Source organism: Chlorogloeopsis sp. ULAP02 (genome assembly GCF_038404745.2).
Lineage (GTDB): Bacteria > Cyanobacteriota > Cyanobacteriia > Cyanobacteriales > Nostocaceae > Chlorogloeopsis.
The window spans coordinates 1-23,508 of the sequence record NZ_JAYKTT020000060.1; the positions used below are offsets into that span (position 1 = coordinate 1).

Annotated in this window: 28 protein-coding genes and 2 pseudogenes; 9 read left to right on the forward strand and 21 right to left on the reverse strand. The window is 41.0% G+C overall.

The window, feature by feature from the left end:
• The first annotated feature begins 93 nt into the window (after positions 1–93).
• Positions 94–792 (forward strand): Uma2 family endonuclease, encoded by a 699-nt coding sequence (locus tag U2718_RS20540; RefSeq protein WP_342002268.1) that lies wholly within the window; start codon positions 94–96, stop codon positions 790–792.
• A 32-nt stretch (positions 793–824) separates the two neighbouring features.
• Here U2718_RS20540 and U2718_RS20545 read toward each other — a convergent pair whose 3' ends face one another.
• From U2718_RS20545 to U2718_RS20570, 6 genes and pseudogenes are all read right to left on the reverse strand, one after another.
• Positions 825–1,400, reverse strand: coding sequence for a general stress protein (locus tag U2718_RS20545; RefSeq protein WP_342002269.1), 576 nt, complete (start codon positions 1,398–1,400; stop codon positions 825–827).
• 481 nt (positions 1,401–1,881) lie between these two features.
• On the reverse strand, positions 1,882–2,478 hold the full coding sequence (gene coaE / locus U2718_RS20550; RefSeq protein WP_342002270.1) for a dephospho-CoA kinase: 597 nt from the start codon (positions 2,476–2,478) through the stop codon (positions 1,882–1,884).
• Between the two features lie 317 nt (positions 2,479–2,795).
• Positions 2,796–4,413: pseudogene (cobA, locus tag U2718_RS20555) on the reverse strand (uroporphyrinogen-III C-methyltransferase).
• 458 nt (positions 4,414–4,871) lie between these two features.
• Positions 4,872–5,333, reverse strand: coding sequence for a tetratricopeptide repeat protein (locus U2718_RS20560; RefSeq protein WP_342002273.1), 462 nt, complete (start codon positions 5,331–5,333; stop codon positions 4,872–4,874).
• A gap of 275 nt (positions 5,334–5,608) precedes the next feature.
• Positions 5,609–6,553, reverse strand: coding sequence for a homogentisate phytyltransferase (locus U2718_RS20565; RefSeq protein ID WP_342002274.1), 945 nt, complete (start codon positions 6,551–6,553; stop codon positions 5,609–5,611).
• Positions 6,550–7,395, reverse strand: a complete 846-nt coding sequence (locus U2718_RS20570) for a methyltransferase domain-containing protein (protein ID WP_342002275.1) — start codon at positions 7,393–7,395, stop codon at positions 6,550–6,552. The genes U2718_RS20565 and U2718_RS20570 overlap by 4 nt, the downstream gene beginning before the upstream one ends.
• Before the next feature lie 146 nt (positions 7,396–7,541).
• On the opposite strand from U2718_RS20570, the gene U2718_RS20575 reads away from it, so the two are divergent.
• Together U2718_RS20575 and U2718_RS20580 are read left to right on the forward strand one after the other, a co-directional pair.
• Complete coding sequence (locus U2718_RS20575; RefSeq protein ID WP_342002276.1) at positions 7,542–8,879, forward strand: TrkH family potassium uptake protein; 1,338 nt, start codon at positions 7,542–7,544, stop codon at positions 8,877–8,879.
• Positions 8,880–9,146: 267 nt separating this feature from the next.
• Positions 9,147–9,842: a potassium channel family protein gene (locus U2718_RS20580; RefSeq protein ID WP_289793340.1), complete on the forward strand. Its 696-nt coding sequence runs from the start codon at positions 9,147–9,149 to the stop codon at positions 9,840–9,842.
• Between the two features lie 147 nt (positions 9,843–9,989).
• On the opposite strand, the gene U2718_RS20585 is transcribed toward U2718_RS20580, so the two are convergent.
• The 7 genes and pseudogenes from U2718_RS20585 to U2718_RS20615 all read right to left on the reverse strand — a co-directional run bounded on the left by U2718_RS20585 (position 9,990) and on the right by U2718_RS20615 (position 13,306).
• Complete coding sequence (locus tag U2718_RS20585) at positions 9,990–11,120, reverse strand: tetratricopeptide repeat protein (protein ID WP_342002277.1); 1,131 nt, start codon at positions 11,118–11,120, stop codon at positions 9,990–9,992.
• Positions 11,121–11,207: 87 nt separating this feature from the next.
• Positions 11,208–11,768, reverse strand: a pseudogene (locus U2718_RS20590) (adenylate/guanylate cyclase domain-containing protein); the annotation flags it as partial.
• Positions 11,769–11,861: 93 nt separating this feature from the next.
• Positions 11,862–11,987: a hypothetical protein gene (locus U2718_RS20595; RefSeq protein WP_342002278.1), complete on the reverse strand. Its 126-nt coding sequence runs from the start codon at positions 11,985–11,987 to the stop codon at positions 11,862–11,864.
• A gap of 390 nt (positions 11,988–12,377) precedes the next feature.
• On the reverse strand, positions 12,378–12,557 hold the full coding sequence (locus tag U2718_RS20600) for a hypothetical protein (protein WP_342002279.1): 180 nt from the start codon (positions 12,555–12,557) through the stop codon (positions 12,378–12,380).
• A 108-nt stretch (positions 12,558–12,665) separates the two neighbouring features.
• Positions 12,666–12,926 (reverse strand): hypothetical protein, encoded by a 261-nt coding sequence (locus tag U2718_RS20605; protein ID WP_342002280.1) that lies wholly within the window; start codon positions 12,924–12,926, stop codon positions 12,666–12,668.
• Positions 12,923–13,123: a hypothetical protein gene (locus U2718_RS20610; RefSeq protein ID WP_017311571.1), complete on the reverse strand. Its 201-nt coding sequence runs from the start codon at positions 13,121–13,123 to the stop codon at positions 12,923–12,925. Before U2718_RS20610 ends, U2718_RS20605 begins: the two co-directional genes overlap by 4 nt.
• A 60-nt stretch (positions 13,124–13,183) precedes the next feature.
• Complete coding sequence (locus U2718_RS20615) at positions 13,184–13,306, reverse strand: hypothetical protein (protein WP_342002281.1); 123 nt, start codon at positions 13,304–13,306, stop codon at positions 13,184–13,186.
• A 48-nt stretch (positions 13,307–13,354) separates the two neighbouring features.
• Here U2718_RS20615 and U2718_RS20620 point away from each other — a divergent pair, with 48 nt between their 5' ends.
• Both U2718_RS20620 and U2718_RS20625 read left to right on the forward strand, forming a co-directional pair.
• Entirely contained in the window at positions 13,355–13,600 is a 246-nt protein-coding gene (locus tag U2718_RS20620; protein WP_342002282.1) for a UPF0175 family protein, read from the forward strand.
• Positions 13,597–14,115: a DUF3368 domain-containing protein gene (locus U2718_RS20625; RefSeq protein WP_342002283.1), complete on the forward strand. Its 519-nt coding sequence runs from the start codon at positions 13,597–13,599 to the stop codon at positions 14,113–14,115. Before U2718_RS20620 ends, U2718_RS20625 begins: the two co-directional genes overlap by 4 nt.
• 168 nt (positions 14,116–14,283) lie before the next feature.
• Here the strand turns inward: U2718_RS20625 and U2718_RS20630 are convergent, their stop codons facing one another.
• Together U2718_RS20630 and queA are read right to left on the reverse strand one after the other, a co-directional pair.
• Positions 14,284–14,679 (reverse strand): hypothetical protein, encoded by a 396-nt coding sequence (locus tag U2718_RS20630; RefSeq protein WP_342002284.1) that lies wholly within the window; start codon positions 14,677–14,679, stop codon positions 14,284–14,286.
• A gap of 43 nt (positions 14,680–14,722) precedes the next feature.
• Positions 14,723–15,901, reverse strand: coding sequence for a tRNA preQ1(34) S-adenosylmethionine ribosyltransferase-isomerase QueA (gene queA, locus U2718_RS20635; RefSeq protein ID WP_342002285.1), 1,179 nt, complete (start codon positions 15,899–15,901; stop codon positions 14,723–14,725).
• Positions 15,902–16,139: 238 nt separating this feature from the next.
• Between queA and U2718_RS20640 the strand changes: the two genes are divergently transcribed.
• The gene (locus tag U2718_RS20640; RefSeq protein ID WP_342002286.1) at positions 16,140–16,529 is read left to right on the forward strand and encodes a hypothetical protein; all 390 of its coding nucleotides are present in this window, start codon (positions 16,140–16,142) and stop codon (positions 16,527–16,529) included.
• A 76-nt stretch (positions 16,530–16,605) separates the two neighbouring features.
• Here the strand turns inward: U2718_RS20640 and U2718_RS20645 are convergent, their stop codons facing one another.
• The gene (locus tag U2718_RS20645) at positions 16,606–17,136 is read right to left on the reverse strand and encodes a YraN family protein (protein ID WP_342002287.1); all 531 of its coding nucleotides are present in this window, start codon (positions 17,134–17,136) and stop codon (positions 16,606–16,608) included.
• Between the two features lie 14 nt (positions 17,137–17,150).
• Between U2718_RS20645 and U2718_RS20650 the strand changes: the two genes are divergently transcribed.
• Positions 17,151–17,660, forward strand: a complete 510-nt coding sequence (locus U2718_RS20650; protein ID WP_342002294.1) for a pentapeptide repeat-containing protein — start codon at positions 17,151–17,153, stop codon at positions 17,658–17,660.
• 197 nt (positions 17,661–17,857) lie between these two features.
• On the opposite strand, the gene U2718_RS20655 is transcribed toward U2718_RS20650, so the two are convergent.
• Both U2718_RS20655 and U2718_RS20660 read right to left on the reverse strand, forming a co-directional pair.
• A complete protein-coding gene (locus U2718_RS20655) occupies positions 17,858–18,601 on the reverse strand; it encodes a DUF1995 family protein (RefSeq protein WP_342002288.1) in 744 nt (247 codons plus the stop codon).
• A 190-nt stretch (positions 18,602–18,791) separates the two neighbouring features.
• Positions 18,792–19,958, reverse strand: coding sequence for a cysteine desulfurase family protein (locus U2718_RS20660; protein WP_342002289.1), 1,167 nt, complete (start codon positions 19,956–19,958; stop codon positions 18,792–18,794).
• A gap of 185 nt (positions 19,959–20,143) precedes the next feature.
• Here U2718_RS20660 and U2718_RS20665 point away from each other — a divergent pair, with 185 nt between their 5' ends.
• Positions 20,144–21,532 carry a phosphatidylserine/phosphatidylglycerophosphate/cardiolipin synthase family protein gene (locus U2718_RS20665; RefSeq protein WP_342002290.1) on the forward strand — a complete coding sequence of 463 codons (1,389 nt, stop codon included), beginning with the start codon at positions 20,144–20,146 and terminating at the stop codon, positions 21,530–21,532.
• Between the two features lie 235 nt (positions 21,533–21,767).
• The gene (locus U2718_RS20670; RefSeq protein ID WP_342002291.1) at positions 21,768–21,998 is read left to right on the forward strand and encodes a photosystem II protein, Psb35-related; all 231 of its coding nucleotides are present in this window, start codon (positions 21,768–21,770) and stop codon (positions 21,996–21,998) included.
• A gap of 187 nt (positions 21,999–22,185) precedes the next feature.
• Here the strand turns inward: U2718_RS20670 and U2718_RS20675 are convergent, their stop codons facing one another.
• From U2718_RS20675 to U2718_RS20685, 3 genes are all read right to left on the reverse strand, one after another.
• Positions 22,186–22,695, reverse strand: coding sequence for a pyridoxamine 5'-phosphate oxidase family protein (locus U2718_RS20675; RefSeq protein WP_342002292.1), 510 nt, complete (start codon positions 22,693–22,695; stop codon positions 22,186–22,188).
• Positions 22,696–23,115: 420 nt separating this feature from the next.
• Complete coding sequence (locus U2718_RS20680; protein WP_016879730.1) at positions 23,116–23,313, reverse strand: DUF6887 family protein; 198 nt, start codon at positions 23,311–23,313, stop codon at positions 23,116–23,118.
• A partial coding sequence (locus tag U2718_RS20685) for a DUF6888 family protein (RefSeq protein WP_411813337.1) occupies positions 23,297–23,508 on the reverse strand: 212 nt, incomplete at its 5' end. The genes U2718_RS20680 and U2718_RS20685, both read right to left, overlap by 17 nt.

The window sequence follows — 23,508 nt, forward strand, 5'->3', positions numbered from 1 at the left end:
ATGAGTGCTACAGTCCATTTATCTATCAAAACGCTTTGCTTGCATACTGCCATGCTAAATTAAGCTTAAAGCCACAAAACAACTACTCCTTCTATGTCAGTTTCTGTGGAACATGGCTCAAATAAAGTACCACCACTAGAAAGTGGAGACAGACTCACCCGCTATGAATTTGAGCGTCGTTATCATGCTATGCCCCATGTTCAGAAAGCAGAATTAATAGAAGGAGTTGTTTACGTGCCATCTCCGTTACGTTTTAGAAGTCACGGACAACCTCACGGAAACTTGATTATTTGGTTGGGAACTTACAAAGTTTCTACCCCTGGAGTAGAGTTAGGTGACAATGCTACTGTACGCTTAGATTTAGACAATGAACCGCAGCCTGATGTTGTGCTGTTAATTGATGAAAAACTCGGAGGACAAGCGCATATTAGCGATGATGACTATATTGAAGGCGCACCAGAGTTAGTAGCAGAAGTGGCAGCAAGTAGTGCAGCGATTGACTTACATGATAAAAAACGTGCCTACCGCCGTAATGGTGTTCAAGAGTACATTGTCTGGCAGATTTTAGAAAATAAACTCGATTGGTTCAGCTTACAAAATGGCGAATATGTCCTACTAGAAGCTGATGCAGATGGTACGATCAAAAGTTGGGTATTTCCCGGTTTGTGGCTAGCTATGCCAGCACTGCTAGCAGGAGAGATGACAAAAGTGTTAGCAGTGCTGCAACAAGGGTTAAAGTCACAGGAACATAGCGAGTTTGTACAACATTTATCCGGGCAATCTCAATACTAACTCGCCTACCGAGATGTGATTCTGGAGTTTGGCTAACTTACGCTACTACCTTCTTGGAGTTGGGTAGAGGATTCATAAATACCCCAGTATTGAATATCTTGCTGTTTCAAGATTCCTTCAGCACGATGAATTTCATCATCACTGCCATTCACTATTACTAGATAGTCACCCATTTGTAGGCGATCGCTATAAACTCTAGCTCTTTCTTCGGGAATACCTAAACCAGCTAGCGCTTGCACCAAATTATTAGTTGCTGCCGCACCTACAGCTACACCTGCAATACTAGAAACTAATGCTACGCCAACAGAACCTGCTGCCAGCACTGCTCCAAGACCAGGAAGTGCTAGACTGCTAAGACCAACCAATATACTACCCCAAGTACTTGCCGTCAGAGCATCTCCAACTGCCCCTGTTGTATCTACATTTTGATTCCCAATGCGATCGCTCACCTGGGTATTGCCAAGCTCTTCGCCTTTGTCTACATCTTTGGCAATGATAGATACTTTGTCCATTGCCAAGCCTGAAGTTTTCAATTCATTGAGCGCTTGTTCTGCTGTTTGACGATTATTAAATACTCCAACAGCATATTTATGATTTTTATTAACCATGATTTCCTAAATTTTTAATGGCAAACTAATCTATATCAATTTAGTTTGCTAATAGTATTAATCTTCTTCTACTTCTAGATAGAACAAAATATCCGTCCAAGTATACAGTTTTTATTTCAGGACTTACGCACGAGTTATGGAATAATAAACCGCAGAGAACGCAGGGGAGGACACTGTGTTGCGGAGGTTCCCTCCGTTGTAGCAAGTGTCCGTGACACGGAGTCAAGAGGATTTGAGAGGGATTTTGCGTAAGTCCTATATTTTAATAATGATTAAAAATAATATTAATTGAGACATTTTAAAAACAAGGAGGAGTCAGAATTTGTGTGATTCTAAATCCTGCATAATTCCATACATTTTATTGGAATTTCCATATTAATTTAGTTATTGTATTTTTATGATTAAACCGCTTTGAAATTTGCTTATATCTAACGAAAGAGTGAAATTACTTTTAAGCAAGAAAGTGTTAATATATACAATTTTACTTGGTTGATACTCCAGCTAATGCAGCATCAACTTGTTGAAGTAGTGCTGTCGGTGTTGAATTATTCTCTAAAACTACATCTGCACGTTCTGCTTTTTTTGCTATCGGCATTTGACTTTTAATTCTTGCTCTTGCTTGCTCCAGTGTTAAATTATTGCGCTGCATTAATCTTTCGAGTTGCTGTTGTTCCGAACAAGATACTACCCAAATTTCTGTAGCTAGATCAGTCATTTGGGCTTCAAATAGTAAAGGCACAACCAATACTAATGTTTCTGCAGAAGATGCGGCAATTTCTTGGTAAAAGCGATCGCGAACATCAGGATGAATTAAACTTTCCACCCAATGCCGTTCTGCTGGATTGTTGAAAATAATTTCGCCCAGCTTTTGACGGTTAAGGCTACCATCTGAGAGTAAAATTTCTTGTCCGTAACGGCAAGCGATCGCATCGAGAATGGGCGAACCCACAGAAACAGCTTCTCTGGCATAAATATCTGCGTCTAAAATTGGCAAATGATAACCATCAGCCAAATAATTGGCGACAGTTGTTTTACCTGTGGCGATGCCTCCAGTTAAACCGATGATTCTTTTAGTCATTAGTCATTAGTCATTTGTCATTGATGATTGGATAGTAGGGGAGGCAGCGCGTTGCGGAGCCAGTGCGCCCTTGCGGGTTTCCCGCGTTGTAGCACCTGGCGTCACCTGGCGTCGGGTTCCCCCGGTTGTAGCGACTGCCGTGCGGGTTGATTTAGATATTTCGTCATCCTAGAGAGATTGTTGTTAAAACCCGCCCGTACAGTAGTTAGTAGTTAGTAGTTAGTAACTTGCTTGTCTATTCCTCCCCTTGTCTCCTTGTCTCCCTGCTCCCCTGCTCCCATGCACCCCTGTTCCCTGTGTTCCCTTTCATTCTCAAATTATGAGTTTGCAGCCCATTTAACAAGTGCTTGGGTTAATCCTTCTAATGTGTATTCTTCTGCTTCTACATCCACACGTCCAAATAAGGAACAACAAGTTTTAGAAGTTTGCGGGCCGATAGAAGCAATACAAACTCCTTCCAAATAACTTGCTAGCGTAGATGACTGATTTTCTACTGAGGTGTGAGAAAACGTCTTTTCTACCAACTGGCAAAAAAATTGCACAGTTTTAGAACTAGCAAAGGTAATAACATCAACTTTTTTATTTTGCAAGGCAACTTCTGCTGAGGTAGGGATGCTACTTGGGCAACAAGATTGATATGCTGCTACTTCTGTTACCTCTGCACCTTTAGCAGTTAATTCTTTAACTAAAACTTCCCGTCCACCACTTTCGACTCTAGGAAATAAAATCTTTTTATCTGCAAGTTCTTCTGGAAAATTTTCTACCAAAGAGTCAGCTACAAAGTTGGGTGGAATAAAGTCTGGTTGCAAACAGCGTTGTCTGAGGCTTTGGGCTGTTTTTTCGCCAACAACAGCAATTTTTATTCCTGCTAAGGCACGAACATCTTTATCTTGTGCCATTAGTCTTTCCAAGAAATAGTCTACAGCATTGCTAGAAGTGAGAATCAACCAGTCAAACTCAGATAGTTGGGCGATCGCGCCATCCAAAGCTTCCCAACTCGAAGGTGAGCCAATTTCCAAAGCAGGCATTTCAACAACATCTGCACCTGCTGTTAACAAAAGTTCCGTAAATAAACTCGATTGTCCCGCCGAACGTGTCACTAAAATTGTTTTACCACTAAGCGGGAGAGAAGAGGAGGGTGAGAAGTTAGTTGGCATAGTGTCCACAGGTGCAAAGCTTTGACTGGGAAAAATCCTCTTAGTTTATATTCTCAGGTTCAAAGTGTCTTCGTAACCCTACCACCTCTCCAATCACCATTACCACTGGCGAGAGTGGCACACCTGATACTTTCTGCACAATTGTTTCTAATGTACCTATCCAAATTTTTTGTCGCTCAGTGCCTGCCCAACGAATTATGGCAATGGGTGTATGTAGCGATCGCCCATGTTGCAACAACTGCCGGATAATTTCAGCTAAATTCTGCCCTCCCATCAAAATAACCAGTGTTTCTAAGTGTGACAACGCTTGCCAATCTAAAGCATTAGGCTCGTGAGCACTAAAAACGGCAAAACAACGACTTAGAACCGGATCTGTGAGGGGAATACCTACTAGCAATGGTGCTGCTAGAGCAGAGGAAATTCCCGGTACGACTTCAAACTCACAACCGGCCGCTTGTAATGCTTCTATTTCAGCGATAGATCGACCAAAGATAAACGGATCGCCAGATTTGAGCCGGATAACTTGTTTTCCTTGCTGACAATACTTCACCAGTAACTTGTTAATTTCAGCTTGAGGCGTGCTGGGTTTGCCTCCACGTTTGCCTACGTCCAACTTCAGACAATCAAGTGGTACCAAACGCAATAATTCCGCATCCACTAAGGCATCGTAAACTAATACCTGAGCGATCGCCAAAAGATTATAAGCTCGCACCGTCAGGTATGCCTCATCTCCTAGCCCCGCACCCACAAGGTAAACTTTGCCTTTTTGATTTGTCATATCTACACCAGCTTGATACTGTTTTCCCACCGTGTTCTGTACGGTTTGGATAAGAAACTAAATTTGGTAAATTTTTCTCCAACCTGTTGATTGCGATCACAGTAACTGGAAGTATTTGGGCTATATACTTCAGTAACATCGCATAAGTAAAGTCATGCAGTTATTATCACAAGAATGAGAAGTCTTGGTTAGACAAACCGAGACTTCTTTTTGCGTTGATATTGATAAGGAATATTTATTGAAAGTAAGGGTAGTTAGTGGCTTAACAAAATTTATAAAATTGATTAAGTTGTGTTGATTTTCCGCGATATATTCTCAATTAAACAACGATTTTTCTTGATTTGAGAGCTTGACGAAAATTACCCAATTTTGATACCCTGAGAAGTGATAAATAGGGTGGTATAATTTTGCCAATTTTCAGAATAACTCAGTTAAGAGTAGAGTTTCCTACACCCTTTTCATACTGAAGACATCTGTTGTAACACTCGTTGAATTTGTTGAGCTTTTTCGGGTTGACGTTGTGCTTGAAATAAATCGCTAGCTTTTTGCAGGATAGCGATCGCTTCTTGGGGTTTTTGTTGCTGCATGAAAGCTTGAGCTAGACGTAAATATGCATCGACTTTTTTAGGAGCGCGTTCAATCACCTCTTGATATTCGGAAATAGCTGCCTCAACTTTATCTTGCTGCATTAAAGAATCACCCAACAGCAAGTGAATCACATCATTAGTAGAGTTGATCGAAATGACTCGGCGAAAAGCCGCTTCTGCACCAAGGTAATCTTTTTGCTGATATAGATTGATGCCCTTTTGAAAGTAGTTGGAAGTAATAAGAGTCTTCCAGGAAAAATAACCAAGAATAGCGATACTACAAATGACCGCAACAACAGCAATAATAGAAGGTAGTTGGAAGCTTTCTAGCATAGAGTCATTTGATTTTAGATTTTGGATTTTGGATTGACTCCACAGATGTTTCTGGAGGCTTGCAGCATTAAATGAAGTATCGGACAAAAAAATAGGACTTACGCAAAATCCCTGTCAAATCCTCTTGACTCCGTGTCACGGACACTTGCTACAACGGAGGGAACCTCCGCAACACAGTGTCCTCCCCTGCGTCCCCTGCGGTTTATTATTTCATAACTCGTGCGTAAGTCTTAGTTTTAAAAGCTATTGCCCAAATTAAAAAATTAAGATCTATTTTAAGCCAACAGACAAGCAGTGGGGAAGATTAGGTATTCGAGGAAAAAAAGCTTCCAAATAAATTGGTAAAAACGGGCGATCGCACTTTTATCTTGTAAATCCACTTTCCGAGTCCGCCACCACATTACGCCCAAAGCTAGCAAATGAGTAATTACTAAAAACTCAAAATTAACTTCAGCCAGACGCAGCACTCCAACTAAGATCATTCCTGCATAACACAAAGTCAATACCCAAAGAGCAAGTTTAAACACTGTGTGTTTACCAAGTTTGATGGTGAAAGTAGTGATATTGTATTGCAAATCGCCTTCCATATCAGGGATGTCTTTAAAGATAGCGATCGCAAAAGTAAAAACCAAAATAAACAGAGTCAGTACCCAAACTGCCGCTGGAATCAATCGATTTTGTTCTAACACCCAATTGAAATGTAGAAATAGTCCTAAATTAACAATAGCTCCTCGAACTGAAAAAATACATAGCGCAGCCCAAAAAGGAAATCTTTTCAAGCGAATTGGAGGTAAAGAATATGCTGTGCCAATTGCTAGGCTAATTGCTACCATCCCGAACAAAAAAGGGCCGCTGATCCATGCTAAAACTAACGCCAAGATACAGGTAGCACCTACAATCAATTGACCTGTTCGCCGAGAAAATTCTCCAGAAGCAAGTGGCAAATGGGGTTTATTGATTTTGTCAATGGCCACATCTTCTAGTTGATTTAAACCCACAATGTATATATTACCAGCCAAACAGGCAAGCCAGGCTCCTAAAACAGGAAACAAAGAATTGGGAATAGAGAACTGAGAATCACTACCATTGCTAACAGCAACTGCAATTAAATACAAACCTAAAACGCTTAAACTCGTGCCAATAATCGTGTGTGGACGAGAAAATTTCCACAAAGCATAAAACCAATTACCCACCACACCTGATTGTGAAACTTCACTCATAATTTATTTCCACACAACAACCCAAACCGAATCAAGCCACGCTCATATCCGCGACTCATCAATCCTAAAGACAGCGCCCCAACAATCGTATTCCAACCTGATCGCAGCAAACCAAAAATAGCTTTCCAACTCAATGCCGAATCAATCACCATATTCCAAAACGGTGCCACTGCTTTTGACCAATCGGCAGTGTGGATATTTTGCAACCCAATTTGATGAGCGATCGCTTCATACTCTGGCAAAGAAATTACATAAGGCAAACAGTACACCTGATAAATTTTCGCCAAGTGCTGCTGTTCATCTGCTGTCAGTGGTGAATCATCTATCGGTCGATGGCACCAAGTCACCATAATCAACTTGCCACCAGGTTTGAGCACACGATAACACTCCTGCATAAACTTGACTTTATCCGGCATATGCTCGCCACTTTCCAATGCCCAGACTAAATCAAAAGAATTATCAGCAAAGGGCATAGCTTGAGCATCTGCGACTTGAAAATTAGTCCTACTACTTAACCCAAACTCTTCAGCACGTTCCCTTGCTCTTGCCGCTTGCACGGGACTCAAAGTTATACCAGTCGCATGGGCATGAAATTTTGCAGCCAAATAAAGAGAACTGCCACCGATTCCACAACCTACATCCAAAATATTTTCAGCCTGTCGCACATCTGCCCACTGAAGGATTTCTTCAATTAAGTCAATTTGTGCCTGACGGGGGTCTTTTTTTTGCGTGCCATCTGCACCATAGTAACCATGATGCATATGCTCGCCCCATATCTCTTCCCACAAACCGGAAGAAGCATCATAAAATTGCTGAATTTGCTTGTATAATATTGCGCTCATGAAAAAAGCCGTGTTAAGACGAAGCAGAATTCAAATACACTACTGGTAGGCTACCATGTGTGTTTTTAATTAATTAAGGTGTTTTTACAACCAGGGAGGATAAAACTTATCCGCAATCCCTGGGTTAGTTTGTTTTTTACCTTGATATGACTGTTTCTCGGACGATTTGCTTGGGCTTTTTAGCAGTCATTACTGTAGGAACTATCCTGCTAATGATGCCTTTTTCTACCAGTAGCGGTATGTGGAATGACCCGATTGTGGCATTATTCACCGCTACCTCCGCAGTTTGTGTAACTGGATTAGCAGTAGTTGATACTGGTACTGATTTTTCCTTTTGGGGCCAGTTGTTAATTTTGCTACTGGCACAAATTGGTGGTTTGGGTTACATGACAACCACAACCTTTCTGATTTTGTTAATTGGACGTAAATTTGATCTGCGACAAAAAGTTGCTATTCAACAAGCTTTAGACCGTCCGGGAATGAGTGGCAGTACCCAAATTATTCGCTCCATCATTGCCACTACTATGATTTTTGAAATCACTGGCATTTTTTTACTGCTACCAGCTTTTGTTCCTGACTATGGCTGGAGGCAAGGACTGTGGCTTTCAATTTTCCATAGCGTTAATGCATGGAATAATGCAGGTTTTAGTTTGTTTAAAGATAGCTTGATTGGTTATCAGTCTTCAGTTTTAGTAGTTTTTACAATCACCGGATTAATTATTTTTGGTGGCATTGGTTATCAAGTGATTTTAGAAACTTATGTTTGGTTACGCGATCGCATTTTGCAAAAAAAAGAAAAACTACTAGTTTTTTCATTAGATTTTAAAGTTGCAACCAGTACAACTGTTGTACTTTTAGTTTTGGGAACAATAGCCTTTTTCTTCGTAGAATTAAGAAATCCACAAACTTTTGGAAATCTCAGTTTTACTGAGAAATTATTAGTTGCTTGGTTTCAATCTGTTACTCCCAGAACCGCCGGATTTAACACTATTGACATCGGCAAAATGACCAATGCAGGTCTATTTATTACAATTGCACTCATGTTTATTGGTGCAAGCCCTGGCGGTACTGGAGGTGGTATTAAAACAACTACTTTTAGAGTGTTAACAAGTTGTACGCAATCAATATTGCAGGGGAAAGAAGAAGTTATATTGTATGAGCGGAAAGTAGCGCTATCTTTGATTTTGAAAGCTGTTGGTGTATTGTTTGGTTCTGTAACAACAGTGATTATCGCCACAACTTTAATTGCCTTTACAGATCCAAAGTTTGAATTTATTCAAGTTTTGTTTGAAGTGATGTCAGCCTTCGCAACTGTTGGACTTTCTACCGGAATTACTGGCAGTGTCTCTACAGCAGCAAAGCTAATATTAATTGTCACAATGTATATTGGTAGAGTTGGTGTTTTACTGCTGATGTCAGCTGTTCTGGGAGATCCGCGCCCCAGTAGAGTTCATTATCCAGAAGAAAACTTACTTGTGGGATAGTGGTTATTAGTAGGGACGGATTTATTTTAGATTTCTTATGAACTTGAGAGATTGCTATTAAATTCCGCCCATACTAATGATTGGTGATTGGTAATGGAAAATTTCTGATGTTCTAGCTGAAGTGATCAGAACTATCAAAAAATAATTATATATAACTACCAAGAATTTATAATATATAAAATATTAGGCAATAAAATGCTTTTTAAATGACTCTATATCATTTGAATTTTGTCCAAGAAACAGGGAGCGATCGCAAAGGTAACAACAGTGAATTTGTCATCATTAGGTTTTTTTCGTAGTCTGCGTAAAGACAATCATCAATTTGCGGTGATTGGTTTAGGTCGTTTTGGTCGTTCTGTTTGCTCAACACTTCACAAATTAGGCTATCAAGTGTTAGCAACAGACATTGATGAAAAGCGTGTATCTGATGCATTGACAGAGCAAATGGTTGGTCATGCTTTGCAACTAGATTCAACTGAACCTGCTGCCCTTAAGGAAGCAGGAATGTTTGAATTCGATACTGTCATCGTCGCCATTGGAAATTACATTCAAGAAAGTATCATTACAACCCTCAATGTCAAGGAGGGAGGTGTGCCTCATGTAGTAGCAAAGGCTTCTAGTGAAGTTCACCGCAAGCTGTTACTGCGAGTGGGAGCAGATCATGTTGTTTTTCCTGAATTTGAGGCAGGATGTGCCTTGGCGCGATCGCTTACCAAACCATCAATATTAGAAAGATTTGACCTCGATCCTGATCATAGTATTGTAGAGCTGATTGTGCCTGACGAATTTCATGGCAGAACTATTGCCGAGCTACAACTTCGCAATCGCTATGGTTTAAATTTACTTGCGGTTAGTCATGATGGCAAATTTCAAATCAACCCCAATCCCAATCAATACCTTGAGCGTGGTTCAGCGATTGTAGTTATTGGTTGCAACAAAGATATTAATCGCTTGCCGATTTAAAGTTAATAGCTAAATGGCTAAGAACTAGACTTGCGAAATAAACTATCCAGTGAGGAAAGGGAACAGCGTTGGGGGAACGGGGAGCAGAGAACAGAAATTTTCACACTTTAGTTGTGAACTATATCCCCAGTCCCCAATCCCTAATCACTAATCCCCAGTTCCCCTTAGAGGAAATAGCAGTGGAGCAAGAGAGAAGGGTGCATCCTCAGGATCGGCTTTTTCTTGTGTAGAAGTTTCTGGTTGACTAGGTGTCTGTTGTGGATTAAACAAAACAGGCACATTACTGGAGTGAGCTGGTGCTTGGGCGGGAGAAGTTTGACTAACTTGAGGTTGTTTTTGTCCTTGCATTTGAGCAATTTTTTGTATTAACTGCTCAACTTTATTAACTTGTTCTGTATTACCTTGTTCCCGGTATTGGTGACGTGCGCGTTTAAAAGCACCATTAGCTTTTTTAAACTCGCCTTGATTGTACCAAGTTACTCCCAAGTTATAGTAAGCCTCAGCATTTTTGGGAAGGCTACGAATAGCCTCTTGGTAAGTAGCAACCGCATCAGAAGTTTGACCTTGGAGAACCAGAAGACTACCCATGTTATTGTAAGCTAGAGCATTTTTAGGATTGAGCTTTATAGCTTGGCGATAAGCAGCGATCGCTTCTTCCATTTGTCCTTGTTCTTGTAAGACAATCGCTAAATTAAAATAAGCATCGGCATTGGTAGAATCTAAATTCACTGCCTGTTGATAGGCAGCGATCGCTTCTTCCATTTGTCCTTTTTGATATAAAGCTAAACCCAAATTATATTGAGCCGATGCCATTGTGGGATTAATTACCAAAGCTTGGCGGTAAGCAGTTATTGCCGCTTCAGATTGTCCCTGTTTGTGCAAAGCCAAGCCTAAATTATAATGTGTATCACCAACATTGGGATTGAGCCTAATTGCCTCTGCATACTCTTGCACTGCTGGCTCCAGGCGATTTTGCTCCAACATAATATTGCCCAGGTAATTGTGTGCCAAAGCAATGTTGGGATCTAGCTGTAAAGCTTGACGAAAAGCAGATTCTGCACCCTGTAAATTTTTGCGGTTATAGCGCATCACTCCCTGCTGAAAGTAGCTAGCAGCTTCTAAATTCTGAGATACAACATTAACCTTCTCTGCCAGCACCTTACTTGCTGATAATTCAGTAATTATCGGTGATATCAACACTAAAAAAACAGAAGAGCAGAATAAAACTGCTTTGTTCACTCCGGATAAACGCTGAAACCTATATAAAAAACTATACATATTGACAAACCTGAACTGATGGCTAGATACTCATACAGTCAGGTTACCCAGTACTTAATTTAAAATTTAAAATTTGAAATTAAAAAGTTAACAACGTAGTCCCTCATTTTTGATTAATTTTCTATTCTTTACCAGATACGTAACCATTTCTCCCTTACCCTTGATTTTCATCAGTCCTCGCGACTCAACTGTATAGCTATTTTTCACCTGCTCATAAGTCGTTTCTGTAATCTGAATACAACCTGGAAGTCCGTGAGATTCCATCCGACTAGCAATGTTAACAGTGTCGTCCCAAAGGTCATAGATAAATTTCTTGATCCCAATAACTCCAGCAACAACCGGACCAGTATTAATACCAATGCGGATATTGCAGTTACAATTAGTTTCTACATTAAATTGGCTAATTGCCTGTTGCATATCTAAAGCCATTTCTACAATTGCTTGTGCATGATCTGCTCGTGGATTGGGCAAACCGCCAACAACCATGTAAGCATCGCCAATAGTTTTGATTTTCTCTAAACCGTGTTGCTCTGCTAGTTGGTCGAAAGCCGAGAAAATTCGATTGAGCAATTTTACTAATTCATTAGGAGAGATACGGTTGGAAAGTTCGGTGAAACCAACAATATCAGCAAATCAAACAGAAACTTCCGCATTGACAAGAACGCTGTTTCGGTTAACGTGAGCTTTCAAAGATACGCACAACCTGACGCCCACTTAAAACTGGAAGAGTAGATCCCATGACTAGGCTGTAACCTCGACTTGACGAGCTATAGTCAGGTGAGCGATCGCTCCTCTGTAGCTCAGTGTTGGTAAACTCTCGGTAACGGTGAACTTGTGCGGTTGCAAATCAGTTTTGTAATATACCAAAATCTTTTGCCAGTGCGTTCCAAGCGAATTGTTATGCCGCCGCAACTGTCAACAAATTCAATAGACCTCATCATGCGTCCCAATATCAAGCAGCACAATAACTTCGTCATCTGATTCAGTATCCTGCTCGATTGAGAAAACGATGCGACAGTCATAGCCGCAAGAACAAGACTGGAGACCATCGAGTTTACCACTCACTTTGTGAGTACCCAAGTTAGGAGCAAACACGTCTGCTTCCATCTGCTGAAGGTGTCTTCAATACGTTTTTGAAGGTCAGCATTACGCTTCACAAATTTGCGGAATGCTCGCTTAAATTTTGGCGTTAAAACCAGAGATCTCATCTCATACTTCTGTGTCATCCAGAGATTGACGCAGTTCTGTAATTACACTCTAGGCTGATTGAGATGGGAATTTACCTGTACGGAAATCAGCTAAACTTTGTTGAGCATCCGTAGCAATTTCTGCTCTACGGCTTTGATGGTGACGATTTTGTAAAATTTTAATGAGCATTTCTTGTTGCTCGTAGGGTAATTGCAAAGCGCTTTCCAGCACTTGGTCAAGGGTACTCATAGTCGCAGCTGCTTGTAGGACTGAATAAATTGTAACGCTTACCCTTAAAGTACTAAAACAGGCTTACCTGAATCTCGAAAGCTTGTTCGACCACATTGTTAGCTGGCGTTAACTATCTCGCAATAACTGGTCATACTCTGCATGAGTTCCGATCCAGAACCAGGCAATATCATCATTTTCTTCTACCGCTAGGGCGCGGTAGTGGATTCCGATTCGTACTGACCAAAAAGAGCCAACTTTTTTGAAGTGTAGTGATGGATACCGAGGATCTTGTTTAAGCAATTCATAGCACCGATCAGCCAGATCTTGAATCTCATCTGGTAACTGTCGATAGTGATACCAAAAATCAGGAGTTGCACGATATCTCAAAGATCAGTACAACGTCCTTCACGCAAATGTTGCAGTGCGCGTTGAGCCAAATTATCGAGCCGACCTGCTGCGACATCTTCCTCAAACTGCCGATCCCATACTTCTGCATCAAATTCAGCAAACCAGACTCGGAAATCGGCAAGCTCTTCCGCTGATAGTTGACTGATAGCATGTTCGATTTCTTGCAAATTACTCATAAGCTTGAAAGAAGTTTACAGATGGCTTACCGTTCTCATGATAACCCTCAGTAGCCAAACTCATTTGGTAATCTCTCGGTAACGGCTCAAATCAGTGGCAGCAGACAAGCTCGAACTTCCGCCGATATCCTCTGTACAGTCGCACCAACGCAGTGTTAGCTGGCTCGGACAGAACACAGACATTTGCTGGCTCAGAAGCGTAAAATAGTAAGGGTAGCGAGAACTGTAGCCATGAGTGTTGTTGTCCCTGACGAAATTTTAACCGCAACTCGCATGACTGAGGCTGAAATGCGTCAAGAAATCGCTGTCATGCTCTTTCAGCGAGAAAAGCTTACCCTTGCCCAAGCCAGCCGATTCACAGGAATGCACCGCGTAGCATTTCAGCATCTACTTGCTAGCCGTCACATCCCAGTACATTACGGGGTGGAAGATTTGGAACAGGACATTCAAAACCTGCGGGAGATGGGCAGATTGTGATTATTGTCAGTGACACATCACCCATCAACAACCTTGCTGCAATAAATCATCTCCATCTCCTTCATCAACTATACGGAACGGTTCTTATTCCCGAAGCCGTTTATCAAGAACTCACTGACCCCAATTTTCCTGTTGCAGGTGCGACTGAAGTACAAACCTTTGACTGGATTCAAACTCGTGTTGTTAGCGATCGCACACTTGTCGAAGCCCTGAGCAATGAACTTGATATCGCAGAAGCAGAAGCGATCGCCCTAGCAGTCGAGATCCAAGCCGATCAAGTTCTAATTGATGAACGCCGAGGGCGGCTAATAGCAACTAAGCTGAACCTCCGATATACAGGAATTTTGGGGATCTTAGTTGAAGCGAAGAGCCAAAGCTTAATTGCTGAGGTCAAACCTTTATTGGATGCATTGGTCAATGAGGCTGGATTTTGGGTTGCAGAACCTTTATACAACAGTGTTTTACAGCTTGTTAATGAAATTAGATGCACTCTGATTTTTTGGGCTAACAGATAAGCTTTGAGAATGTCTTACAGACAAGATAGAGTCAGCTAACGGTGAAGTTGTGCGGCGGGAAATAACCTTCGCAGCGCACCAAGATTTTTCAACAGTCCGCTCCAAGCGAATTGTTATACGGCTGTCACTGACAATAAAGCAGCAAACGACACACGAAGCATTGGGTAATTAGATTTGAATCGGACTATTCCAGTTACCTATCCCAACCACCCATGAAACTGACAAGGCTCTATTGTTAGCAACTGTGAGAGTAGTAAGAATATCATTCGTTTGTTTAGCCATCGCAATGCCTGCACCGGATGGAGCAAAACCTGCTGGACTAATGGGAACCGGACCATTCCATTCTTCTGTTCCTACCACCCATGAAACTGACAAAGCACCATCATTTCCAACTGTAAGTGCTGTAAGAATATTATTTGTTTGCTTCACTACAGCAATTCGAGCACCCGGTGGAGCAAAAAGATCAATAGGCAGAGCACACGATATACTTTGTCGTCCGACAGCAGAGAAACATGCACCGTCATCAGGCTCAAAGACAATATAGTCGGCTTCATTGATAATCAAATGCTCTTTAGTACGCGTTAGGCAAAGGCTACTTGGTATCTTTTCATTCCACAATTGTTGCTTCAGGCAAAATCAACATCGCATCGCCAAAAGAATAAAAGCGATATTGAGAAGCGATCGCCTGCTGATAGATATTTAACAACCGTTGTCTACCAATTAAAGCACTCACTAACATTAGCAAACTCGAACGTGGTAAGTGAAAATTGGTAATTAACCCCTCAACTATCCGCCATTTGTATCCCGGATAAATAAATAAATCAGTCTTACCGCAAAATGGTTGTAGCTCTCCGGAGATTGCAGCACCTTCCAAAGAACGGACTACCGTTGTACCTACAGCAATAATTCGACCGCCAGCAGCTTGAGTAGCGCGAATTTGCTCTACAGTTGTAGCAGGTACTTCAATCCATTCTTCATGCATCTTGTGAGTAGTGACATCCTCTACTTCCACAGGGCGAAATGTTCCTACCCCCACATGCAATGTCACAAAAGCTTGACTAATCCCTTTTTGCCGTAACCGCTCTAGTAATTCTGGAGTAAAGTGCAGTCCGGCAGTAGGAGCAGCGATCGCTCCCGGAGATTTGGCATAAACTGTCTGATATTGTTCGTCTTCGGCATTGGTTTGAGTAATGTAAGGTGGCAAAGGAACTTCACCAAACACATCCAACAATTGCACCAAAGAAATTTCCTTTGGCAAATCAAATTGTAGTAAACGTCCCCCAGTCGCCTCATCAGTTTCAAGAACAGTCGCAGTAAGTTGAGAATACACGGGGAATTGTTCTCTCTCCGTGTCTTCCCCCACTCCCTTCGCCTCAAAAATAATTTTCGAGCCGCGCTTAAAGCGTTTACCTGGTTTAACTAAAGCTAACCAGCAGTTATGTTGCCGTTCCTCCAACAACAACACTTCCACCTCTGCCCCAGTGGATTTTCGCCCATACAACCGCGCCGAAAGAACTCGTGTATCATTCATTACTAGTAAATCTCCGGCTTGGAGTAAATCTGGTAAATCGCGGAAAATATAATGTAAGGGATCTGTGTTTTTACCTGTACTCAGAGAATTTACGACTAATAGTTTAGAACTATCTCTGGGAAAAGCCGGATTTTGAGCAATTAGTTCGTTCGGCAATTCATAATCATAAGCAGCTAAGGAACAGTCTAAAGAAGAACTTTCTGTTGTCGGGTGAGAATTCAAATTTAAATTAGTTTCCGGTAGTTTTTGCTGCATTTATATTTAGATCTGGTTAAAAAACGATTGCAGTTGTGCTTTCTAAAAGAACTCTAAAGGATTGCAAAAGATATTGATCCCTGGACTTTAAGATGGTTACTATTAAGTACCACGTAAGCACCTATATGAATATTGGGTAAAACTCCCCATCTAAAAACGGGGGCTTTTACCCTAGCGGTTTGTATACCCCTCTACCAATAATAGAAATGTAGGATTGGCTTTGATCCCAAGCACCAAGATGGAATACTTGTATTATCTGGCAAATGCCAGCCTCACTCTTCGGGTTATTCAGTACTTGCACGCTAAACCCCAAATACCTGTATCCTTCGTCACCGTAATTCATCAAATCGATGGTTGGGTGGTTAGGATCAAACTCAGAAATCAGTTATCACCTCAAGAAGATGGCGACATTAAAGCTTTCCTAAATGAATTAGGAATTAGCTATGAGCCGCCAATGAGGGTACAGATGGCTCTATGGAGTTTGGAAGCAGGACAGTGTCCCGTTGATGTGATGCGTCGTTACCAAGTAGCTATTGTTTCTCATGGTAATCCAGAAAAAGAAGAAATAGAGGCTTTCCGACAACAGTTTGTCAGGGGATTGGGTTACTGTCCAGAAACTTTGGCGTAAAAGTTTTGAATTTTGTTTGCTGATTATTACAAATGAATAATTGGTAATTTTATTGGTAATGGGAATTTTATATCCATTACCAATATCCGTTTGCCACTTCAAAAGCAGCACAAATATATTCTTGTAGGATTAATTTGTATTCTTCTATAGAAGCATTGGCTAAAGTTGTGTCCATAACTTCAACTGTAGGAGATTGTTTTGAGATGTGCTGACAGTAGACAATAGCAACATCAAATTGGCAGAGGTAATCTGCCTTATCTGGATATTTAGCTAAAAACATCTGTGCCGTGCGCCAAAGCTTGAGTTGTTTTGATGGGGCGATCGCACATCTTCCTCCTGCATCCCAATTGCCCGAACTGCGAGTTTTCACCTCCACAAATGCCAATTTGGGAGAAGGAGTGGTAGAAGACGCGGAGAATCTATCAAATACATTCCCCATGTCCTCTTCATCTACTCCATCATGTTTGGCAATAATATCAATTTCTCCCCAACGACACCGCCAACGACGATGGAGAATTACCCAGCCTTGAGATTGTAACCATTGTGCAACTAGATCTTCTCCTGCGTTACCGATATCGAGATAATTATAAGGAGGATAGTTTGCCATTGACTAAAAGTACGATGATTTCAAGGTTAAGCGATCGAATTTGGACAAGCATACTCAATGTATTGCTTTTGATAGTGATTTTCATCACAGCAACTGTAGCTTTCCCTGAAGGTGCTGTGGCAGTAAACTATAACAACCGAACTCTCATTGAAGAAGATTTCTCAAATCAGGACTTAACAGATTCGAGTTTTGATCATGCTACTCTCCGCAAAAGCAACTTCAGTCACTCTAATTTACGTGGCGTTAGATTCTTTTCGTCAAATTTGGCTTCAGTAGATTTTACCGGAGCTGATTTGAGCTATGCCGATTTAGAATCAGCTCGTATGACCAAAGCTAATTTAACTGACGCTATCTTAGAAGGTGCTTTTATTACTGGTACCATGTTTGATGGTGCGATTATTGACGGGGCAGATTTTACTGATACATACGTGCGTGAGGATACGCTAAATAAATTATGCAAGGTGGCTAAAGGCACAAATCCAGTGACAGGGCGTAATACCCGTGATACTTTAATGTGTCCGTAGTGCTCCTTTGGGAAGTCAAAAGTTAAAAGTCAAAAGCTAAAAGTACTTTTGATTTTTAATTAGCGACATATTATAAGCTAGTATCGACCACAGATGGACACAGATAAACACAGATAAATCATCCGTGTGCATCTCGTGGTTTATCTGTGGTTGTTATCATCATCAAATTGGATTTTGGTATCAATCTATAACGTAGATTAATTTCTCAAAGCCCTGATGAACCTTTGCAAACCCCTAAATACACTGGGTTTTCTTGCAGGTACAGTTGCGACAGTTTCTCCTTCTGGTGTTTGTGCTTGCCCGGCAAGAATTATATCTAACTCGTCACCAGAGGGTTTTTGCGCCAATTCAGCAACTTTTTGATAGTCACCCTCATTTTGTACCCATACTTCCCATACTCCCGGATAGCAGCGGAACAATGCCGCTTCTTCAAATATAGGACGCAGGTAATAACAAGATTCAATCGTATTAGTAAAACGCTCGCGAATTTGTCTGGCGGCGTAACCAATACCGATTTTGCCAGCATCTTCTAGAAAGGGATTTAACATCACAAAGGGGCGATCGCCAATTTCTTCACAAATCTTTTCTAACTGCGGCACTTCCACAGAGGTGGGAGCAATAAATAAAAATATTTCATCTTCTGGCTGAATTTTGGACTGAATAGAAGCAGCCCTGCCAGTACCAATGTCAGTAATTTTAAAAGGCACATCTGTCCAATCGCGGCGAGCCAGCCCAGCACTACCAGCATCGGCAAAGAGAATCTTGAGCTTATCGCCGTATTGTTCAAAAGTTGGTAAAAGTTGTTGTGCTACTGGCATCAGTTTGAGTTCTGGAAATAGTAACTCTATTTGTAATCGTGTATATCCATCTGCTATTGCTGCTTGTGTAGCCTCACGGGCTTGAGCGATCGCATCTTCAAGAGTTTTTGGAAGTTCAGTCATCTTAAAAATTTTTTGGAATGGAATTGTCAGTAGTTAGTAGGGGCGGGTTTTGCTGATTAACTTTTGGTTACTACCGATAACTTATCTTCTAAACCTGCACGGTAGTTACTACAACGCGCTTAACCCGCAAGGGCGCGCTGCCTTCCGTACAGTAGTTGGTTGTTTACCACGAACCACTATCTACCAACCACTAACTAATCACAACCAATTCTACAGGTGAAAGGCGCTGTAAAACCTGCTTCAACACCATTGCTACCCAATCCACATCGTCTGTGGTTGTATCTCGTCCTAATGTCAAGCGAACACCTGCCAATGCAGCTTTCTCAGAGTAACCCATTGCTAAGAGTATGGGACTGGGATTGAGTTTACCACTATTACAAGCTGCTCCAGCGCTGATACCGATACCAGCGCGGTTCAACTCCCGCACTAAGCTTCTGCCATTAATTTTTTCTCCATCTGTGTGTTCCAAACAGAAGCTAACATGATGAGGCAAACGTTGAACCAAATCACCTGTAGGCTTTAAACCAGGAATATCAGCTAATAGAGAAAAAAGGCGATCGCGTAACTTTGTTAATCGAGGTGTTTCTATCGAAATTTCTTGCGCTGCCAATTCTGCTGCTACACCAAATCCAGTAATAATAGGTACTGCTTGTGTACCCGAACGCAATCGCATTTCTTGCCCACCCCCACCCAACAAGGGTACTAACTCTACACCCGGACATATATACAGCGCCCCTACACCTTGCGGCCCGTAAATTTTATGACTAGATAAACTCAATAAATCTACTGGCAATTTTTGTACATCGATGGGTAAACGTCCTGCCAATTGCACTGCATCTGTATGAAATAATACACCTACACTGCGAGCAATATTTCCTAGTTCTGCGATCGGTTGCAATGTGCCTACTTCACTTTGCCCGTAAATTATTGACACTAACACAGTGTTATCCTGTAACGCCGCCTTTAAATCCAGAGGATTAACTCTACCCTTGCCATCTACTCCCAAGCGCGTCACTTGCCAACCCCACTGTTCTAATACTCGCGCTGGTTCGGTAATTGCAGAATGCTCAACGCTAGAAATAATTATATGTTGGGGTTCGCTATACAAGCGGGCAACACCCATAATTGCCAGATTGTCTGCTTCCGTGCCTCCAGAAGTAAAAACAATAGATTCAGCAGGTGCATTGATTAATCCAGCAACCTGCATTCTTGCTTGTTCTAATGCTGTTGCTGCCCGTTGTCCCCACTCGTGCAAGCTAGAGGGATTGCCCCAATGTTGAGTCATGGCTACTTGCATCGCCGCGATCGCTTCTGGGCGAGTGGGAGTAGTAGCACTGTAATCTAAATAAATTTGCATAGATTCTCCAGTAAACACACGCTTGCACGGGCTGCATTTGTTTTCAGCATCTATAGTTAATTATTTCCTAATTCAGGATTATCTCTGCACAGTTTTATGTTTATCTTTATTTTCTTCTGAGGTTAATAACTTTATTTATTGGGAATCATAAATATGTTAATTAATTACACTTTTACCAAATTAACGTGTTTAATTTCTCTATCCGATGGAGTTTTTATTCTGTTGTTCTACTAATAATTTCCCTTACTGCTTGTCAACAAAATAAGTCTTCCAATCAGTCTCCAGAAAGATTACCACAAGACTATGTCATTCAAGTCTATTTCAATCAAAATTCAATATCTTCCTACAAAGATCCGTACCGACACTTTCATCGTCAGGGAGACAATTTAGAACAGCTAGTTATAAATACAATTAATCAGGCAAATTCTACTGTTGATCTAGCCGTAATGGAGTTGAGGCTGCCCGAAGTAGCTCAAGCATTAAAGCGTGCTAAAGAGCGTGGAATTAAAGTTAGGGTTATGCTTGACAATAAATACAACAAAACTGTTGAGGAATATACAAAAGAAGAAATTAGTAGAATGAGCAGCCACGACCGAAGAGCTTATGAAGAATTAAAACGATATCCTGCTGATGCTCTGGCTATTTTACGCCAAAGTGGAATTGAAATTAAAGATGATACATCTGCTGGCGCGACTAAAGGTAGTGGACTTATGCACCATAAATTTTTAGTAGCCGATGGAAAGACCACGATTATAACCAGTGGCAACTTTACGACATCCGACTTTCATGGTGATTTTAACAATTTTGACAGCCGGGGTAATGCTAATAACATGATTGTCATTCTCGATCATGCTCCTGTTGCCAAAACTTTTACTGAAGAATTTAACTATATGTGGCAAGGATTATTCAAATCTCGTAAACCCAAAAGATATCCTGTCACAATTCCAGTTGGTACGGGAACAATTACAGTTAACTTTTCTCCAGCTCGTCGTCAAGATAATTTAGCCACAACTAGCAACGGTATCATTGCTTCTTATATGCAGCAAGCTCAACAGAGCATACACGTTGCTGTATTTGTTTTTTCTGACCAAAAAATCAGCGACACTCTTAGCAGAGTATACGACAAAGGAGTAAAAGACATCAAACTGCTGATAGATCCAGATTTTTTCGGACAACCCTATTCAAAAGCATATGATGCTCTGGGAGTTTGTCCACGTCCTGGCAAGAAAAATTATTCCATCAAAGTTAATCCGTGGAAAAATCCGATCGCCACAGTTGGTTTTCCGATCGCACCAACTGGAGATAGGGGAGTCCATAGTAAAATGGCAATCCTAGATGGAGAGCTAGTCATTACTGGTAGCCACAATTGGTCAAATTCTGGAAATTACCTAAACGACGAAACTCTGATATTCATACACAATCCCATCGTTGCCGCCCATTACGAACGCGAATTTAGCCGTCTTTATCAAACAGCACAAGTGGGTTTAGCTACTCTACCCCGCGCCCAAAAGTGCCAAGCACAATTTTTACCCCAAACTAAAAGCGAATCAGAATCTTTACCTACCGAGAATTAGAGTTCCCACCCATCTACCATCTCACCTAAAAATAGGGACTAGTACTCCACCACATTAATTTTGACAAGTTGTAGGTGTATAGATCCCCGACTTTTTTAAAAAAGTCGGGGATCTATAACCTCTCTGTGTGGAATACCCTACCCCATTTATTCGGCTATCACACTTTTGAGTTTTTTAAAAATATCGTTAAATTTATTTACATAAAGTTACAAAAATTAAGACAGGGAGTTAGATTATGATGGCTATCTTAATTGCGTTGTTTGTTGTCGCTTGGGTTGCAGCTTCTGTAATTGGTACTCAGGCTTATTTTCTGGGAGAGCAGAGAAAACCAATCCATGAGCGTAACTGGCGTTCCGAATCTTTTGAAAAATTGGCTAAATCCGTCACTGGCAAGGATACAGACTACAGCGATCGCACTCCTGCTTATGGAATGGATGCCTATGCGAGCAATACGCTACCTAACTAGAGTCATGGGATGCGTTAGCGATCGCCTCACGCCTCATCCTCACCAAAATTTATATAGAATCAACCTCAAATAAAACCCAGTGTTCTGTAAAACTGGGTTTTTCATTCAGAAAAGCTGTTCTGATAGCGACACCTTTTTCTAGGGTGTTGGATTTTGGGGAAGGTATTGTCATTTATAGGTGGAAGGCTTACTTCAACTCTAATTTTTCATGCTTACTAACATCAGCAGGTTTGCCAGTTATAGCTCCCTTCACCAAGCTGATCGTATTTGCTACTATGCTTGAAGGTGAATCCCAATACTCAGCCTTTTCTACGTTCACCTTAAGCAAAGCAATATCAGGCTCATCTAGCCCTTTTGGAAACCAAGCCTGAAGTTGTGGTTGCCACATTTCCTCTAACTTTTGGCGATCGCGTATCAATTCTGTTGTACCAGATAAAGAGACGTAAGATTGTTTATTGGGTGCAGCATAACTGACATTAACTTGATGGTTGCGATTAATTTCAACTACCTTGTAGGAACTAGCATAAGTGAAAAACCAGACATCGCCATCAAATTCTACTTCGCGATTGGTAGCCATAGGACGGCTATGTAATGTTCCATCCTCATTAACAGTTGTCAACATTGCATAGTCGATGTCTTTAATCAGATCTCGCAATTTCTTCAAGTTTTCGCTGTTATTTGCATGAGAGTTAGTCATAAATAGTCATCCTTTTTTGGTTTGCTATTGGAATAAATTTCAATGGCAACTCAAAGGAGGATGCGAACTGCACTTCACCTCGCACCCACAAGCAGCACTGATTATTCTTTCCCTCACACTAACGTTCTGCCTAGTAAATAACCTGAGTCTATAGTTAGGTTTTCGAGCAAATCACTGTATTTTTGTCAAAAATATCGAAAACCGCTTAGTTTTTTAACAAGAAATCAAATACACGCAGACAAAATTATCTGCGTGCATCTATGCTTATAGATATAGTTAAAAAGGAAGATATCAGAAAAACTTGCAAATATTCCAGTGCTTATAATTTCAATATTCTTAGCGCAACTAAAGCAATTTATTTCATTGCTCTCCAGGTTTGATTTTAAAAGATAGGATAACTCACATCTTTGGCTAAAAACATTATAATTCTCCTCGAATCTTACGCCTAATAATTTCCATCTGTTCTTGCATTTCTGCATCGGTCATCGGCGCAGGATACTTTGGAGAATTAGGATCGCGTTTGCTCATAAGAAAACGTAGAGCTTCGATATCATCACGGTTTTCGATGACATAAGCTCTTAGTTCTGTAAAGCTCATTTGTTCATAATTCGGGGTCATTGAGAAACTCCCATTCTCCATTAGGGTAAACAATAACTTGAATATCATCCCCAGCTAGGATGTAAACTTCTCCAGTTTTGTCATCAAATCGAAATAGTTTAATATCCTTATACAGGTTAGATAGCATTTGACAAACCCGGACGCAAGCGAAGGCTTGTTCTACTGTTGGTAAAATAATTCTCCTCCTCACTACTT

What these genes read in the sequence shown, in the direction of transcription:
- U2718_RS20540 (WP_342002268.1), top strand. Translation starts at nt 94, where the DNA reads ATGTCAGTTTCTGTGGAACATGGCTCAAATAAAGTACCACCACTAGAA.
- U2718_RS20545 (WP_342002269.1), bottom strand. Translation starts at nt 1,400, where the DNA reads ATGGTTAATAAAAATCATAAATATGCTGTTGGAGTATTTAATAATCGT.
- coaE (WP_342002270.1), bottom strand. Translation starts at nt 2,478, where the DNA reads ATGACTAAAAGAATCATCGGTTTAACTGGAGGCATCGCCACAGGTAAA.
- U2718_RS20560 (WP_342002273.1), bottom strand. Translation starts at nt 5,333, where the DNA reads ATGCTAGAAAGCTTCCAACTACCTTCTATTATTGCTGTTGTTGCGGTC.
- U2718_RS20565 (WP_342002274.1), bottom strand. Translation starts at nt 6,553, where the DNA reads ATGAGTGAAGTTTCACAATCAGGTGTGGTGGGTAATTGGTTTTATGCT.
- U2718_RS20570 (WP_342002275.1), bottom strand. Translation starts at nt 7,395, where the DNA reads ATGAGCGCAATATTATACAAGCAAATTCAGCAATTTTATGATGCTTCT.
- U2718_RS20575 (WP_342002276.1), top strand. Translation starts at nt 7,542, where the DNA reads ATGACTGTTTCTCGGACGATTTGCTTGGGCTTTTTAGCAGTCATTACT.
- U2718_RS20585 (WP_342002277.1), bottom strand. Translation starts at nt 11,120, where the DNA reads ATGTATAGTTTTTTATATAGGTTTCAGCGTTTATCCGGAGTGAACAAA.
- U2718_RS20600 (WP_342002279.1), bottom strand. Translation starts at nt 12,557, where the DNA reads ATGAGTACCCTTGACCAAGTGCTGGAAAGCGCTTTGCAATTACCCTAC.
- U2718_RS20610 (WP_017311571.1), bottom strand. Translation starts at nt 13,123, where the DNA reads ATGAGTAATTTGCAAGAAATCGAACATGCTATCAGTCAACTATCAGCG.
- U2718_RS20615 (WP_342002281.1), bottom strand. Translation starts at nt 13,306, where the DNA reads ATGTCTGTGTTCTGTCCGAGCCAGCTAACACTGCGTTGGTGCGACTGT.
- U2718_RS20620 (WP_342002282.1), top strand. Translation starts at nt 13,355, where the DNA reads ATGAGTGTTGTTGTCCCTGACGAAATTTTAACCGCAACTCGCATGACT.
- queA (WP_342002285.1), bottom strand. Translation starts at nt 15,901, where the DNA reads ATGCAGCAAAAACTACCGGAAACTAATTTAAATTTGAATTCTCACCCG.
- U2718_RS20640 (WP_342002286.1), top strand. Translation starts at nt 16,140, where the DNA reads ATGGAATACTTGTATTATCTGGCAAATGCCAGCCTCACTCTTCGGGTT.
- U2718_RS20645 (WP_342002287.1), bottom strand. Translation starts at nt 17,136, where the DNA reads ATGGCAAACTATCCTCCTTATAATTATCTCGATATCGGTAACGCAGGA.
- U2718_RS20650 (WP_342002294.1), top strand. Translation starts at nt 17,151, where the DNA reads ATGATTTCAAGGTTAAGCGATCGAATTTGGACAAGCATACTCAATGTA.
- U2718_RS20655 (WP_342002288.1), bottom strand. Translation starts at nt 18,601, where the DNA reads ATGACTGAACTTCCAAAAACTCTTGAAGATGCGATCGCTCAAGCCCGT.
- U2718_RS20660 (WP_342002289.1), bottom strand. Translation starts at nt 19,958, where the DNA reads ATGCAAATTTATTTAGATTACAGTGCTACTACTCCCACTCGCCCAGAA.
- U2718_RS20670 (WP_342002291.1), top strand. Translation starts at nt 21,768, where the DNA reads ATGATGGCTATCTTAATTGCGTTGTTTGTTGTCGCTTGGGTTGCAGCT.
- U2718_RS20675 (WP_342002292.1), bottom strand. Translation starts at nt 22,695, where the DNA reads ATGACTAACTCTCATGCAAATAACAGCGAAAACTTGAAGAAATTGCGA.
- U2718_RS20680 (WP_016879730.1), bottom strand. Translation starts at nt 23,313, where the DNA reads ATGACCCCGAATTATGAACAAATGAGCTTTACAGAACTAAGAGCTTAT.